Below are 12,609 nucleotides of genomic sequence, written 5' to 3'. Positions count from 1 at the left end.
GCGGCCGCCGTCACCCGGCCCGGCGCGCCCGCGTGGGCGTGGGTGCCGGGCACCGTCGGCACGATCGTCGGCGCGGTCGTGCTCATGCTGCTCATCGCGCGCCTGCGCGCGTGGCGGGCTGCCCCCACCGTTCCCGAGGATCCGGCCGCGCCGCGCGGGCTCGACCGCCGCGCGTTCTTCCGGGCCACCGCCGTCGCCGGCGCCGCGGCGGTGCTCGTCGGGGTCGGCGCGCGCCTCGTGGACGCGGCGACCTCGAGCGCCGAGGCGCTGCGATCCGAGCTCCGTCTGCCGTCCCCCGGGCGCACGGTCGAGGTCCCCGCCGGCGCGGACTTCGAGATCGAGGGGCTCGCGCCCATCGTCACCCCCAACGCCGATTTCTACCGCGTCGACACGGCGCTCGTCGTGCCGACCGTCGACCCCGCGACCTGGACGCTCCGCATCACGGGCCGGGTCGAGGAGGAGGTCGAGATCACGTTGCAGGACCTGTTCGACATGGGCCTCGACGAGTACGGCGTGACCCTCACCTGCGTCTCGAACCCGCTCGGCGGCGACCTCGTCGGCAACGCGATCTGGCTCGGGGTTCCGGTGCGCGACGTGCTGGCCCTCGCACGCCCCCACGCCGACGCCGACATGGTGCTCTCGCGGAGCGTCGACGGCTTCACGACGTCGACGCCCCTCGGCTCGCTCACCGACGACGGGATCGACGCCATCATCGCCGTCGGCATGAACGGCGAACCGCTCCCGCCCGAGCACGGCTTCCCCGTTCGCATGGTGGTCCCGGGCCTGTACGGCTACGTCTCCGCCACGAAGTGGCTGACCGAGCTGAAGGTCACCACCTTCGCCGAGGACGAGGCCTACTGGACCCCGCGCGGGTATTCCGCGAAGGCGCCGATCAAGTTCTCGTCCCGCATCGACACGCCGCGCACGGACACCCCGGTCACCGCGGGGCGCGTGCCGATCGCGGGAATGGCCTGGGCGCAGACCGTCGGCATCGAGCGCGTGGAGGTCTCGGTCGACGACGGCGCGTGGCAGGAGGCCGAGCTGTCGAACCCCATCAACGACGACTCGTGGGTGCAGTGGCGCCTGGAGTGGGATGCCTCCCCCGGCACCCACTACGTCGCCGTCCGCGCGATCAACCGTGACGGCGAGACGCAGATCGAGGAGAGCGCCCCGATCTATCCGAACGGATCCTCCGGCTGGCAGCGCCTCCTCGTCACCGTGAACGAGGGGTGAGCGCGAGCCTCAGAGCCCGGAGCGGATCCAGCCCGCCGCCTCCACGGCCCAGTAGGTAAGGATCGCGTCGGCGCCCGCCCGGCGAATCGCCATCAGCGAGTCGAGGATCGTGGCCCGGCGGTCGATCCAGCCCTTGCCGGCCGCGGCCTCGACCATCGAGTACTCCCCCGACACCTGGTAGGCCCACACCGGCACGTCCACGGCCTGGCGCACGTCCGCGAGCACGTCGAGGTATGGCAGCGCGGGCTTAACCATGACGACGTCGGCGCCCTCCTCGACGTCCAGGAGCGCCTCCACAAGGCCCTCCCGCGCGTTGGGCGGATCCATCTGGTACGTGCGCCGGTCGCCCGTCAGCTGCGAGTCCACGGCCTCGCGGAACGGCCCGTAGAACGCGCCCGCGTACTTGGCGGAGTAGGCGAGGATCAGGGTGTCCGTGAAGCCCTCGGCGTCGAGCGCCTCGCGCACCGCCTCGACCTGGCCGTCCATCATGCCGGACAGCCCGAGCAGGTGCGACCCGGCGCGGGCCTGGGCGAGGCCCATCGCGCGGTAGCGCTCGAGCGTGCGGTCGTTGTCGACGGTTCCGCCGGGCGTGAGGACGCCGCAGTGGCCGTGGTCGGTGAACTCGTCGAGGCACAGGTCGGTCTGCACGACGAGCGCGTCGCCGACCTCCTCCGCGACCGCGGCGGTCGCGACGTTGAGGATTCCCTCCGGGTCATCCGCGCCGGAACCGACCGCGTCGCGCACGGCCGGCACGCCGAAGAGCATCAGCCCGCCGATCCCGGCCTCGGCGGCCTCGGCGGCCGCGCGGCGCAGGGAATCGAGGGTGTGCTGCTCCTGGCCGGGCATGGACGTGATGGGCTGGGGCTCCGCGATGCCCTCCCGCACGAACATCGGCAGGACGAGCTGAGACGGCACGAGGTGCGTCTCGGCCATGAGGCGGCGCACGGCCGCCGAGGACCGCAGGCGGCGCGGGCGGCGGGCGGGAAAGCTCATGAGGCGTGCCCCCGCCGGGTCGCGGCCACGTCGAAGGTCCCCGTCTCGGGCACCGCCATCGCCTCGGGCGTCGGCGGCGGCACCGGCAGGTCGGCGAGCGCGTCGATGAGGGATCCGACCGAACGCCGCGGCGCGACGACCTGGATCGGCAGGCCCGCCTCGTTCGCGTCCTGCGCCGTGCGCGGGCCGATCGCCGCGATCACGGTCTGGTCGGGAATCTCGGGGAACTGCTCGCGCACCTGCTGGGCGACGGATCCGCTCGTCACGAGGATCGCGTTGACCCGGCCGTTCAGCACGTCTCGCGAGGCGCGCTCCGTCGCGGGCACGCCGACCGTGCGGTACGCCACGACGCTGTGCACGTCGTGCCCGGCGGCGCGCAGGCGGTCGCTCAGGACGGGCTTGGCGATCTCGCTGCGGAGCGTCAGGACGCGGCGCGGCTCGGTCTCGAGCGCGATCATCTGGTCGGCGAGGCCCGCGGCCGAGTTGTCGCGCTCCGGCACGAGGTCGACGGGGTACCCGACGGCCTTGAGCGCGGCCGCTGTCGTTTCGCCGACCGCGGCAATGCGCGTGGACGCCGGGACCTTCGCGCCGTAGGCGTGGAGGACGTCGACGGTCGTCGCGCTCGTGACCGTCACCCACGCGAAGCGGCCCTCCGCCAGCTCGGCGAGCGCGGCCTCCAGCGGGGCCGGGTCGGCAGCCGGGGCGAAGTTGATCAGCGGCGAGACGACGGGAATCGCGCCCTGCGCGCGCAGGCTCGCGGCGACGCTATCGCCCCAGGGGCCGCCCCGCGGCACGAGCACGCGCCATCCGGTCAGGGGCTTGTCGGTCTTGGTCTCGTTGATCATGAGGTGGGGGATGCCTCTCTCGTCACGATGTCGGCTGCCCCGTTGTCCAGCAGCCGACGCGCGAGGTCGCTTCCGATCTCACGGGCGCGCCCCGAAAGGGCCGCGCTGTCGACAGCTGCTCCGCTGCCACGCCCCCGAATATACTCCTCGATCAGGCGCGCAAAACCCGGGATGCGCAGGCCGTTGTCGACGCTCACGTCGCCGGCCTGATCCGCGGCGTACACGCTCGCGCGGATCCGCACGTCCTCGCCCGTCACGGCCACGTGGACGCCGACGGGTGCGTGGCACCCGGCCTCGATGCCGCCGAGCGCCTCGCGCTCGACCGTCACCGCGAAGCGCGTGACCGGGTCGTCCAGCTCGGACACCCAGGCGCGCAGCTGCGGATCCGCGTCCTGCCGGATCTCGACGGCGAGCGCCGCCTGGCCGGCGGCCGTCGGCCAGCGCGCGAGCCCGCGCGGCTCGATGTGGAGGCCGTCGGCGGTGGGAACGGACGCGCCGCCGGCGTCGACGCGGCCGAGGCCGGCGGCGGCGAGGATCACGGCGTCGAGGTCGCCGTCGCGCACGCGGCCCATGCGGGAGTCGATGTTGCCCCGCAGGTCGTGGGTCGCCACCCGCGGGTTCGCCCGGACGACCTGCGCGATGCGGCGGGGGGACCCCGTGCCGACCCGCGCGCCCTCGGGGAGCGCGTCGAGCGGCATGCCGTCGCGCGTGATGACGACGTCGCGCGCGTCGGCGCGGGCCGGGAGCGCCTGGATCACGAGGCCGGGCGCGGGCGCGACGGGCAGGTCCTTGAGCGAGTGCACGAGCACGTCGCACTCGCCGGCGGCCAGCGCCTCGCGGAGCCGGGTGGCGAACACGCCCGTGCCGCCCAGCGAGGCGAGCGAGGCGCGGTTGGTGTCGCCCTCCGAAGTGATCTGCACGAGCTCGACGGGCCGGCCGGAGACGCGCTCGAGTGCCCGGGCAATCATGCCCGACTGGGCCATCGCGAGGCGGCTGCGGCGCGTGCCGAGGCGCAGGGGGATCGTGGTGCTCATGGCGACCTACCTGAGGACCTCGGGGACCTCCTCGAGAGGGATCCGCCGGCCCGTGTAGAACGGCACCTCCTCGCGCACGTGTCGCCGCGCCTCGGTGTAGCGCAGCTCGCGCATCATGTCGACGAGCTCGGTCAGCTCGTCCGATTCCATCGGCAGCATCCACTCGTAGTCGCCGAGCGCGAACGACGCCATGGTGTTCGCCACGACACCGCGGAAGGCGGCACCCTTGCGGCCGTGGTCGGCGAGCATCGCTCGGCGCTCGCCGTCGTCCAGGAGGTACCACTCGTAGCTGCGCACGAACGGATACACGACGAGCCAGCGGCGGGCGTGCTCGCCGCGCAGGTAGCCCGGGACGTGGGCCTTGTTGAACTCCGCGTCGCGGTGCACGGCCATGCCGCTCCACGTCGGCAGGAGGTGCGAGAGCAGGCCGGTGCGGCGCAGCTCACGGGTCGCGCGCTGCAGGTCCTCCGGCACCTTGCCGTGCAGCCAGATCATGAGGTCGGCGTCGGCGCGCATGGCGCTGGCGTCGTAGAAGCCGCGCACCGTGACGCCGGTCTCCGCCAGCGCGTCGATCACGCGCTGCGCGCCGGCGGTGTCTTCCTCGGCGAGGGGGCGGTGCGGGTCACGCCGCCACACGGTCCAAAGGCTGTATTCGTCACCCGTGGGAGCAGAGATCTCGGACATGCCTCCCATCATGCTCCCCCGACGGCTGGGAGAGTAATCGCGCAGGCGCTGGAAGCGTCAGCGCGACGCGATGCGGGCGATCGCCCAGACGGCGGTCCCGATCGCGGTCGCCCCGACGACGAGGGCGGCGAGCGCCGCCGCCGGCTTCTCGTCGGCGACCGCGCGCGCCTTCGTCACCGCGCGATCCGCGGCCTCGCTGATGCGCCGCGGGTAGTTCGCCTTGATCTCGATCGCGGCGAGCGCCGCCTGCAGCTCGACGCGCGCGAGCTGCACGGGGTCGTGGATCCCGCTCGGGACGATCGTCGACTTCTGCTCAGAACTCATCCGCGAACTCCTTCACGATGGCGGCGTCGGCCTTCGCGGCCGCGCCCGGGCTCTCGAGCCGCTTGATCGCCCGGACGTGGACGAGGTAGGCGTACGCGGCACAGGCGACGATCATGACCACGCCGATGCCGAGGACGATCAGCGCGCTCGCCCAGAGCGGCATCCACAGGTCGAGCAGGATGATCAGGAACGCGAGGAACGCCGGGATCGTCCAGAACAGGAAGAACAGCGCCGCGACCGCCATGATCGCCGTCCACCCGCCGTGCTTGACGAGCTTGCCGACGTAGGTCTTCACGGCGCCCAGCTCGGCGCGGATGAGGTTCTTCACGAGCTCCGGCAGGTCGCCGAGCAGCGTGAACAGGCTGTCGTCGGCGCGATCGCGCACGGGCGACGCCGCGTGACGGGCCATCAGCTGGTCGCCTTCCGGATGTCCTCCGCGGCGTCCTCGACCTCGTCGATGGCGGCGTCCAGCTTCTGCCCGGGCGTCGCGCCCGACGCCGTCGTGGTGCGCACGACCTTCACGACGCCGTTCCACGCGATGCGCGGGACGGCCATGGCGCTCGCCTGCATGAAGCCCTTGGCCTTGCCGACCTGCTTCTGCACCGGCTCCAGCGCCCAGACGCGCTCGGCCTGCGTCTTGATCTGCTCGTAGCGCGCCCGCCCGGCGCGCGTGCCGAGCACGTATCCGACTCCCAGGCCGACGACCAGCCCGATCTTTCCTCGCATGGGGTACCCCTTCGTGATCTCGATCAGCTGCAGCGGTCTCTACGTTAGGGGATGCATTCCCAAACGGGAATCTCTCCCGGTCAGTCCCCGGCGAACAGCAGGGCGCGGCGCACCCGGTCGGCCTCCGCGACCGCGTCCGGTACGACCTGCGCAAGCCCCGTGCCCGACAGCCACGCGCCGACGGCGCCGAGCCCCGCCACCCCGCGGATCGCCTCGCGTGCGGCGGCGGCCTGGCCGCGCTGGCCGATCGTCGCGGCCGGCTGCGACTGGGCGTAGCGCTCGCGGCGCGCCCCGAGGACCCGGTCCGGCGGGATCGGGACCCCGAGCAGCGCCTCCGCCTCCTCGCGCGCGAGCTGTGCCACGCCCGCCTCATCCAGCCCGTCCGTCGCGGGGGGCTCCGCCGCGGATCCGAACGACACGCGAATCACGTGGACGCCGGGCCCGGCCGCGTCGCGCACCCAGCCCCACTTGACGCTGGCGTGCGTCAGGGCCTTGGCGCGGTGGGATCCCGGCACGGTGAGCACGCCGGTGCCGCGCGGCGCGGCGTCGAGCTCGGGCGCGCGCACGACGAGCGTGACGATGTCGACGACGGGCCCCGGGGCGGGCGGGTCGGCCTCCAGGTCGGCGGCGAACGGCGCGGCGAGCGCGCGGGCGGGGCCCTCCTCCGTCGCGAGCACGACGGCGTCCGCGTCGAGCGGATCCGCGCCGGGGTCGGACAGGACGACGCGCCACGCGTGCTCGGCGTCCTCCGCGCGCTCCAGGCGCGCAACGGGCGCGGAGGTGATGACGGCGGATCCGAGCTCCTCGAGCCGGCGTAGGAGCGCCGCCACGAGCGCGCCCATGCCGCCGCGCAGGCCCTCGACCGCGCCGCCCGGGGCGCTCCGGCGCTCCGCGGCGAGCGCCGCGACGGCCCCCGTGAGCGAGCCCGCGCGCGTGACGGCCGCGTTCAGGCCGGGGGCGGCGATGTCCGGGTCGATAAGATCCGCCGACGCCGAGTACACGCCGGACGTCACGGGCGCGACGAGCCGGTCGAGCGCGCGCGATCCGAGGCGGGTGCGCACGAGCTGGCCGAGGGAGTCGGCGTGCCCGATCGTCAGCACGGGGCGGATCCGGTCGAGGTACGCGCGCCACGCGCCCGGCCAGCCGAGGATGCGCCGGACGTCGTCCGCGAACGGGTTCTGCGGGATCCCGAGGATCCCCCCGCGCGGCAGTGGGGCCGCGCCCACGCCGGGCACGCCCGCGACCCACGCGCCGCCCGCGCCCGCCTCGGGCGCGACGACCTCGCCGTCGAGCCCCAGCTCGTCGACCAGGCGGCGCACGTGCCCGCCGCGAGTCGCGAAGCTCTCGGCGCCCAGGTCGAGCGTGAGGCCCGCGACCTCGCCCGTCCGGATCGCGCCGCCCGCGCGCGGGGCCGCCTCGACGACGACGGCGCGCATCCCCAGGCGGGCGAACTCGAGCGCGGCGACGAGGCCGCCGACGCCCGCGCCGACGACGACCACCCGGGTGGCCTCGGCCCGCTCGTGCAGGGCGGCGAGGTCGACGGTGCCCTCGCCCGCCATCACAGGGAGTGGACGAGCTCGACGACGCGCGTGAGGACGTCCGGGTCAGTCTCGGGCGGGACGCCGTGCCCGAGGTTCACGACGTGCGCGCGCGCCGCGCGGCCGCGGCGAACGACGTCGCGGACGTGCTCCTCGAGCACCTCCCAGGGCGCCTGCAGCATGGCGGGGTCGATGTTGCCCTGCAGCGTGACGTCCGGGCCGACGAGCGCGGCGGCCTCGTTGAGCGGCAGGCGCCAGTCCACGCCCACGGCCTCGGTCTGCCCCTGGAGCGTCATGTCCGCGAGGATCGGGCCCGTGCCGACGCCGAAGTGGATCCGCGGGACGCCCGTCACCCCGCCCAGCGCGGCGCGCGAGTGCGGCTCGACGAAGGCGCGGTAGTCGGCGGGCGAGAGGGAGCCGGCCCACGAGTCGAACAGCTGCACGGCGCTCGCGCCCGCGCCGACCTGGACGCCGAGGAAGGCGGCCGACAGCTCCGACAGCCACCCGGCGAGGCGGTGCCAGGCCTCCGGATCCGCGTGCATCATCGCTCGGGCGCGGAGGTGCTCCTTGGACGGGCCGCCCTCCACGAGGTACGCCGCGAGCGTGAACGGGGCGCCCGCGAAGCCGATGAGCGGGATCCCCTGCGGCGCGAGCTCCGTGACCGTCAGCGCGACGGCCTCCCGGATCGGCTCGGCACCGTCGAGGATCGATGCGACGGGGATGCTCGTGACGCGGGCGACGTCGTCGGCGGTGCGGATCGGATCCGCGAACACGGGCCCGCGGCCCGGCTCGATCTCGACCTCGACGCCCGCGATCTTCAGCGGCACGACGATGTCGCTGAAGAAGATGCCCGCGTCTACGCCGTGGCGGCGCACGGGCTGCAGCGTGATCTCGGCCGCCGTCTCGGGGTCGAGGCACGCGTCAAGCATCGCCGTCCCGACGCGCAGCTTCCGGTACTCGGGCAGCGAACGGCCGGCCTGGCGCATGAACCACACGGGGGTCTGGTCGGGGCGGTCGCCGCGCAGGGCGCGGAGCAGGGGCGCGTCGGTGAGAGACATGCGCCCATCATGGCACCCCCTCCCCTGGGCCGCCCCTGGCTACGGCGTGCGGGGACGAATCGCGGGCGGATCCTCCTCGGTCGCCGCATCGTCGTCCCCGGAGAGCCAGCGCAGCCAGCGGGCGGACGGATCCGGTTCGAGCACGAGCGCGCGCGCGAGGAGCGTCAGGGGGATGGACAGGATCGCGCCGAGCGGGCCGATGACGAACGTCCAGAAGATGACGGAGAAGAAGCTCAGCGTCAGGCTCAGGCCGACCGCATCGCTGACGAACTTCGGCTGGATGAGGACCTGCAGCGTGACGTTGACGACGATGTAGACCCCGACGACGATCAGCGCCGTGACCCAGTCGTTCGCGACGAGCGCGAGCGCGGCGGGCGGAACGAGGCCCAGCACGAAGCCGATGTTCGGCACGAAGTTCGTCACGAACGCGAGGATCGCCCACACGAGCGGGGCCGGTACGTCGAGGATGTACAGCGCGATGCCGTCGATGACGGCGACGATGAGGCCGAAGGAGGCGTTGACGACGAAGTAGCGCCGCACGCCCGCGCAGTAGGTCCGGATCCGGTCCATTGTGGGGCGGATCCGCGGGCCGAACACGCGCTCCGCGCCCGCGTAGCGCGAGACGTCGACGCCCATGAAGATGACGTAGGCGAGCACGAAGAAGAACGCCGTGCCGACGGACACCGCGCTGCTGGAGAGCGAGGTGGCGATGCCCAGGAGGTTGGAGGCGCTGAGGAGGGAGGAGAGCTGCGCGCCGATCTGCGCGCTCACGCCGAGGTCATCGAGCCAGGCCGTGACCTGGCTGGTCATCGCCGACACCTCGGGGAGCAGCTCCGTGACCAGCCGGATGAACTCCACGATCGCGAACGACATCAACAGCGCGAGGACCGCGAGGACGACATAGGCGACGAGGATCACCGCCGTGCTCCCGACCCACCGCGGGGCGCCGCGGCGGACGACGGCCGGGCCGACGGGATAGCAGATGATGACGATGATTACCGCGAGCGCGAGGGGCCCGAAGATGTCGCGCGCGAGCCACAGCCCCGCGAGGACGAGGACGGTGCCCGACAGGACGACGAGGATTCGGATCGCGGGCGGCATGCTGCCCGGAGCCGACGCGGCGCGGTCGGTAGTCATTCGCTCAATATACGGGTCGCCCCGCCCCCCGCCCCGCCGGCGGTCGCGCGGGTAAGGCTCCCCTATCTTCTCTGGAATCATTCAGATCTGGCTTCGACAACCTGTAGAATGACGGATTGTGCTTCTGTGTGTGTCCGCGAGTCATCAGACCGCCCCGTTCGAGCTCCTCGAACGGCTGAGCGCGCACACCGAGGCGATCGCCCCCCTCATCCCCTCGGAGACCGACGGGATCGTGGGCGCCGTCGTGCTCTCGACCTGCAACCGCGTCGAGGCGTACGTCGACATCGACCGCGCAACGCCGGATGCCGGCATCGACGCGGCCCAGCGCGCGATCGAGCAGGCCACGGGCGTCTCGGTCGACGAGCTCGGCGGATCCTGCGAGGTCTCGGTCGGCGGCCGCGTCGCCGAGCACCTGTTCGCCGTCGCGTCCGGCCTCGAGTCGGTCGTCGTCGGCGAGGGCGAGATCGGCGGCCAGGTGCGCCGCGCGCTCGCCGAGGCCCGCGAGCTCGGCACCACCTCCCGCGACCTCGAGCGCCTGTTCCAGCGCGCCACCGAGACCCAGAAGAGCGTCAAAAACGCGACGGCCCTCGGCCGCGCCGGCCGCTCGCTCGTGCGCCTCGCGCTCGACCTCGCCGACAGCCGCATCGCCGACTGGTCGGCGCTCACGGTCCTGCTCGTCGGGACGGGCGCGTACGCCGCCGCCACGCTCGCCGCCCTACGCGACCGCGGCGCGGGCGAGGTGCTCACCTACTCGCCGTCCGGCCGCGAACAGTTCGCGCTCAAGCACGGCCTGGAGCGCGTCGACACCGCGTCCTACGCACAGACCGCGGCGAGCGTCGACATGATCATCACCTGCACCTCGCAGGAGGAGCCCGTGCTCGACGCGGGCGTCCTCGCCGCGGGGGGCTTCGCGGGGCGCGCCTTCGTCATCGACCTCGGCCTGCCGCGCAACGTCGCCCCCGACGTCGCCGACGTGGAGGGCGTCACGCTCCTCGACCTCGAGACGATCCGCCTGCACGCACCCCTCGAGGAGCTGCAGGCGACCGACGCGGCGCGCGAGATCGTGCGCGACGCGGCCGCCAAGTTCGCCCAGGTCGGGCGCCAGGAGTCGGCGCAGCCGGCCGTCGTGGCGCTGCGCACGCACGCGTTCTCGCTCCTCGAGCGCGAGCTCGAGCGGGGTCGCAACCACGAGCACGCCGAGGCGATCGAGCAGGCGCTGCGCCACTTCACCGGCATGCTCCTGCACACGCCCACCGTGCGCGCGCAGGAGGCCGCGGTCGACGGCCGCGCGGACGATGTCTTCCAGGCGCTCGAGACGCTGTTCGGCGTCGACGCCCGGCCCGCGGCGAGCGCGCAGACGCCGCCCGCGGAGTGCCCGGCCAGCGCAGACTACCGCGCGAGCTGAGCCCGCCGCCGCCCGCGGATAGGGTGGCGCGCATGGGCATTGCCGCGATCATCCTCGCCGGCGGGCGATCCGCGCGCCTCGGCGGGGTGCACAAGCCGGCGCTCGAAGTGGGCGGCGCGTCGATCCTCGACCGCGTCGCGGGCGCCGTCCGGGGCGCGGCGCCGGGCGCGGCGATCGTCATCGCGGGCAGCGCCGAGGGGCTCCGCGACCCCGGCTCGACGACCGTGGTCCGCGAGGATCCGCCCTTCGGCGGGCCGTTCGCCGGCGTCGCGGCCGCGCTGCCGGCCGTCGACCCGGACGCCCGCACCGTCCTCCTCCTCGGCGGCGACATGCCCCGGCTGACCCCCGCGCTCCTCACCGCCCTTCTCGCCGCGGCGGACGAGCGGCCCGCCCTCGCCCGCGACGCCGCGGGCCGGCTGCAGCCCCTGTGCTCCGCGTGGCCCGCGACCGTGCTGCGCGCGCGGATCCGCGCCGCCGGCCCCCCGGAGAATCTCCCGCTCCGCGCCCTGCTGGAGGGGGCGGATCCCGTCGCCGTCGACGCGCCGGCCGGCGCCCTCGAGGACGTGGACACCCCGGGCGACCTCGCCCGCGCGCGCCGCGACGCGTGACGCGCGGACCGGACCCGCAGTCACACCCCGGGAAGGTCGGCGATGACGGATGCGACCGCCGCGCGCACGCGGGGAAGGTCGATGGTGATAGTCGCCCACACCACGTCGTAGTCCGTCGCCTCATAGTGGTGCGCGAGCCGATCGCGCATGCGCGTGATGCCCGACCAGGGCACGCGCGGGTGCGCGAGGATCACGGCATCGCTCAGCCGCGCGACGTCCCCCCGATCTTGATGATGAGGGACTCGGCCGCGAGGCCCGGCGTGTTCAGAGCATCCGAGACGTACCAGTCGTGGCCACGATCGGCGAGGCGCCCACCGTCGTCGCAGAGCCGGACGATCTCCCGCAGCGCCCGTTCGTCTCGTTCTCTCACGCGGCCACCGCGGAGCGGAGGACGGTCGCTCCGTGGTGTGCGCACCGATGCGAAACTGGATCCATGGCCCTCCACATCACCGGCGACGCCGACGCCGACGCGCTGCTCTCGAACGACCCGCTCGCGCTCCTCATCGGGATGCTGCTGGACCAGCAGGTCGCCATGGAGACCGCCTTCGCGGGGCCCGAGAAGATCCGGCAGCGCACGGGATCCGTGAGCGCGACCGCGATCGCCGACTACGACCCCGAGGCGTTCGTCGACGCGTTTCGGCAGACGCCCGCCGTGCACCGCTACCCCGGCTCGATGGCGGAGCGCGTGCAGAAGCTCTGCCGCGAGGTGGCGGACGCCTGGGGCGGCGACGCGGCGGCCATCTGGACCTCGGGCGACCCGAGCGGATCCGAGGTGCTCGCGCGCCTGAAGCGCCTGCCCGGCTTCGGCGAGCAGAAGGCGAAGATCTTCCTCGCCCTGCTCGGCAAGCAGGTCGGCTTCGCGGGCGCGGGGTGGCGCGAGGCGGCCGCGCCCTACGGCGAGGACGGGTCCTTCCTCTCCGTGGCCGACATCACGAGCCCGGAGTCGCTCGCGCGGGTGCGCGAGAACAAGAAGGCGATGAAGGCCGCCGCGAAGGCGCGGAAGGCCTGACCCCGCCCGCGCCCC

16 protein-coding genes are annotated in these 12,609 nt (G+C 73.9%); 4 read left to right on the top strand and 12 right to left on the bottom strand.

Going from position 1 to position 12,609, the window contains the following annotated elements:
• On the top strand, window positions 1-1,233 hold a 1,233-nt coding region (locus GJQ66_RS10815), incomplete at its 5' end, for a molybdopterin-dependent oxidoreductase (RefSeq protein ID WP_155049381.1).
• Between the two features lie 9 nt (window positions 1,234-1,242).
• Here the strand turns inward: GJQ66_RS10815 and hemB are convergent.
• The 10 genes from hemB to GJQ66_RS10765 all read right to left on the bottom strand — a co-directional run bounded on the left by hemB (window position 1,243) and on the right by GJQ66_RS10765 (window position 9,572).
• Window positions 1,243-2,226 carry a porphobilinogen synthase gene (gene hemB, locus GJQ66_RS10810; protein WP_155049380.1) on the bottom strand — a complete coding sequence of 328 codons (984 nt, stop codon included), beginning with the start codon at window positions 2,224-2,226 and terminating at the stop codon, window positions 1,243-1,245.
• Window positions 2,223-3,071: a uroporphyrinogen-III synthase gene (locus GJQ66_RS10805; RefSeq protein ID WP_155049379.1), complete on the bottom strand. Its 849-nt coding sequence runs from the start codon at window positions 3,069-3,071 to the stop codon at window positions 2,223-2,225. The genes hemB and GJQ66_RS10805 overlap by 4 nt, the downstream gene beginning before the upstream one ends.
• Entirely contained in the window at window positions 3,068-4,105 is a 1,038-nt protein-coding gene (gene hemC / locus GJQ66_RS10800; RefSeq protein ID WP_155049378.1) for a hydroxymethylbilane synthase, read from the bottom strand. The genes GJQ66_RS10805 and hemC overlap by 4 nt, the downstream gene beginning before the upstream one ends.
• Window positions 4,106-4,111: 6 nt before the next feature.
• Window positions 4,112-4,789, bottom strand: coding sequence for a hydrogen peroxide-dependent heme synthase (gene hemQ, locus GJQ66_RS10795; RefSeq protein WP_230379530.1), 678 nt, complete (start codon window positions 4,787-4,789; stop codon window positions 4,112-4,114).
• A 57-nt stretch (window positions 4,790-4,846) separates the two neighbouring features.
• Window positions 4,847-5,113 carry a hypothetical protein gene (locus tag GJQ66_RS10790; protein ID WP_155049377.1) on the bottom strand — a complete coding sequence of 89 codons (267 nt, stop codon included), beginning with the start codon at window positions 5,111-5,113 and terminating at the stop codon, window positions 4,847-4,849.
• Window positions 5,103-5,522, bottom strand: a complete 420-nt coding sequence (locus tag GJQ66_RS10785) for a phage holin family protein (protein ID WP_155049376.1) — start codon at window positions 5,520-5,522, stop codon at window positions 5,103-5,105. The genes GJQ66_RS10790 and GJQ66_RS10785 overlap by 11 nt, the downstream gene beginning before the upstream one ends.
• Complete coding sequence (locus tag GJQ66_RS10780) at window positions 5,522-5,839, bottom strand: hypothetical protein (protein ID WP_155049375.1); 318 nt, start codon at window positions 5,837-5,839, stop codon at window positions 5,522-5,524. Before GJQ66_RS10780 ends, GJQ66_RS10785 begins: the two co-directional genes overlap by 1 nt.
• Before the next feature lie 80 nt (window positions 5,840-5,919).
• Window positions 5,920-7,398: an NAD(P)/FAD-dependent oxidoreductase gene (locus tag GJQ66_RS10775; RefSeq protein ID WP_155049374.1), complete on the bottom strand. Its 1,479-nt coding sequence runs from the start codon at window positions 7,396-7,398 to the stop codon at window positions 5,920-5,922.
• Window positions 7,398-8,435, bottom strand: coding sequence for a uroporphyrinogen decarboxylase (gene hemE, locus GJQ66_RS10770; RefSeq protein WP_155049373.1), 1,038 nt, complete (start codon window positions 8,433-8,435; stop codon window positions 7,398-7,400). The genes GJQ66_RS10775 and hemE overlap by 1 nt, the downstream gene beginning before the upstream one ends.
• Before the next feature lie 39 nt (window positions 8,436-8,474).
• The gene (locus GJQ66_RS10765) at window positions 8,475-9,572 is read right to left on the bottom strand and encodes an AI-2E family transporter (protein WP_155049372.1); all 1,098 of its coding nucleotides are present in this window, start codon (window positions 9,570-9,572) and stop codon (window positions 8,475-8,477) included.
• Between the two features lie 118 nt (window positions 9,573-9,690).
• On the opposite strand from GJQ66_RS10765, the gene GJQ66_RS10760 reads away from it, so the two are divergent.
• Window positions 9,691-10,977, top strand: coding sequence for a glutamyl-tRNA reductase (locus tag GJQ66_RS10760; protein WP_368732890.1), 1,287 nt, complete (start codon window positions 9,691-9,693; stop codon window positions 10,975-10,977).
• 32 nt (window positions 10,978-11,009) lie between these two features.
• A complete protein-coding gene (locus GJQ66_RS10755) occupies window positions 11,010-11,585 on the top strand; it encodes a molybdenum cofactor guanylyltransferase (protein ID WP_155049371.1) in 576 nt (191 codons plus the stop codon).
• A 20-nt stretch (window positions 11,586-11,605) separates the two neighbouring features.
• On the opposite strand, the gene GJQ66_RS14775 is transcribed toward GJQ66_RS10755, so the two are convergent.
• Window positions 11,606-11,779 (bottom strand): DUF86 domain-containing protein, encoded by a 174-nt coding sequence (locus tag GJQ66_RS14775; protein WP_368732889.1) that lies wholly within the window; start codon window positions 11,777-11,779, stop codon window positions 11,606-11,608.
• An 8-nt stretch (window positions 11,780-11,787) separates the two neighbouring features.
• Entirely contained in the window at window positions 11,788-11,955 is a 168-nt protein-coding gene (locus tag GJQ66_RS14770) for a hypothetical protein (protein ID WP_230379529.1), read from the bottom strand.
• 63 nt (window positions 11,956-12,018) lie between these two features.
• Here GJQ66_RS14770 and GJQ66_RS10745 point away from each other — a divergent pair, with 63 nt between their 5' ends.
• Window positions 12,019-12,594 (top strand): HhH-GPD-type base excision DNA repair protein, encoded by a 576-nt coding sequence (locus GJQ66_RS10745; protein ID WP_155049370.1) that lies wholly within the window; start codon window positions 12,019-12,021, stop codon window positions 12,592-12,594.
• Window positions 12,595-12,609 lie beyond the last annotated feature (15 nt).

The sequence above is a fragment of the Microbacterium sp. ZXX196 genome (assembly GCF_009709595.1).
GTDB lineage: Bacteria > Actinomycetota > Actinomycetes > Actinomycetales > Microbacteriaceae > Microbacterium > Microbacterium excoecariae.
Note: the sequence above shows the minus strand (reverse complement) of the source record. Positions and strands in the feature narration are given on the sequence as shown.

What these genes read in the sequence shown, in the direction of transcription:
- GJQ66_RS10780 (WP_155049375.1), bottom strand. Translation starts at nt 5,839, where the DNA reads ATGCGAGGAAAGATCGGGCTGGTCGTCGGCCTGGGAGTCGGATACGTG.
- GJQ66_RS10755 (WP_155049371.1), top strand. Translation starts at nt 11,010, where the DNA reads ATGGGCATTGCCGCGATCATCCTCGCCGGCGGGCGATCCGCGCGCCTC.
- GJQ66_RS10775 (WP_155049374.1), bottom strand. Translation starts at nt 7,398, where the DNA reads ATGGCGGGCGAGGGCACCGTCGACCTCGCCGCCCTGCACGAGCGGGCC.
- GJQ66_RS10785 (WP_155049376.1), bottom strand. Translation starts at nt 5,522, where the DNA reads ATGGCCCGTCACGCGGCGTCGCCCGTGCGCGATCGCGCCGACGACAGC.
- GJQ66_RS10805 (WP_155049379.1), bottom strand. Translation starts at nt 3,071, where the DNA reads ATGATCAACGAGACCAAGACCGACAAGCCCCTGACCGGATGGCGCGTG.
- GJQ66_RS10745 (WP_155049370.1), top strand. Translation starts at nt 12,019, where the DNA reads ATGGCCCTCCACATCACCGGCGACGCCGACGCCGACGCGCTGCTCTCG.
- hemE (WP_155049373.1), bottom strand. Translation starts at nt 8,435, where the DNA reads ATGTCTCTCACCGACGCGCCCCTGCTCCGCGCCCTGCGCGGCGACCGC.
- hemB (WP_155049380.1), bottom strand. Translation starts at nt 2,226, where the DNA reads ATGAGCTTTCCCGCCCGCCGCCCGCGCCGCCTGCGGTCCTCGGCGGCC.
- hemQ (WP_230379530.1), bottom strand. Translation starts at nt 4,789, where the DNA reads ATGTCCGAGATCTCTGCTCCCACGGGTGACGAATACAGCCTTTGGACC.
- GJQ66_RS10790 (WP_155049377.1), bottom strand. Translation starts at nt 5,113, where the DNA reads ATGAGTTCTGAGCAGAAGTCGACGATCGTCCCGAGCGGGATCCACGAC.
- hemC (WP_155049378.1), bottom strand. Translation starts at nt 4,105, where the DNA reads ATGAGCACCACGATCCCCCTGCGCCTCGGCACGCGCCGCAGCCGCCTC.
- GJQ66_RS10765 (WP_155049372.1), bottom strand. Translation starts at nt 9,572, where the DNA reads ATGACTACCGACCGCGCCGCGTCGGCTCCGGGCAGCATGCCGCCCGCG.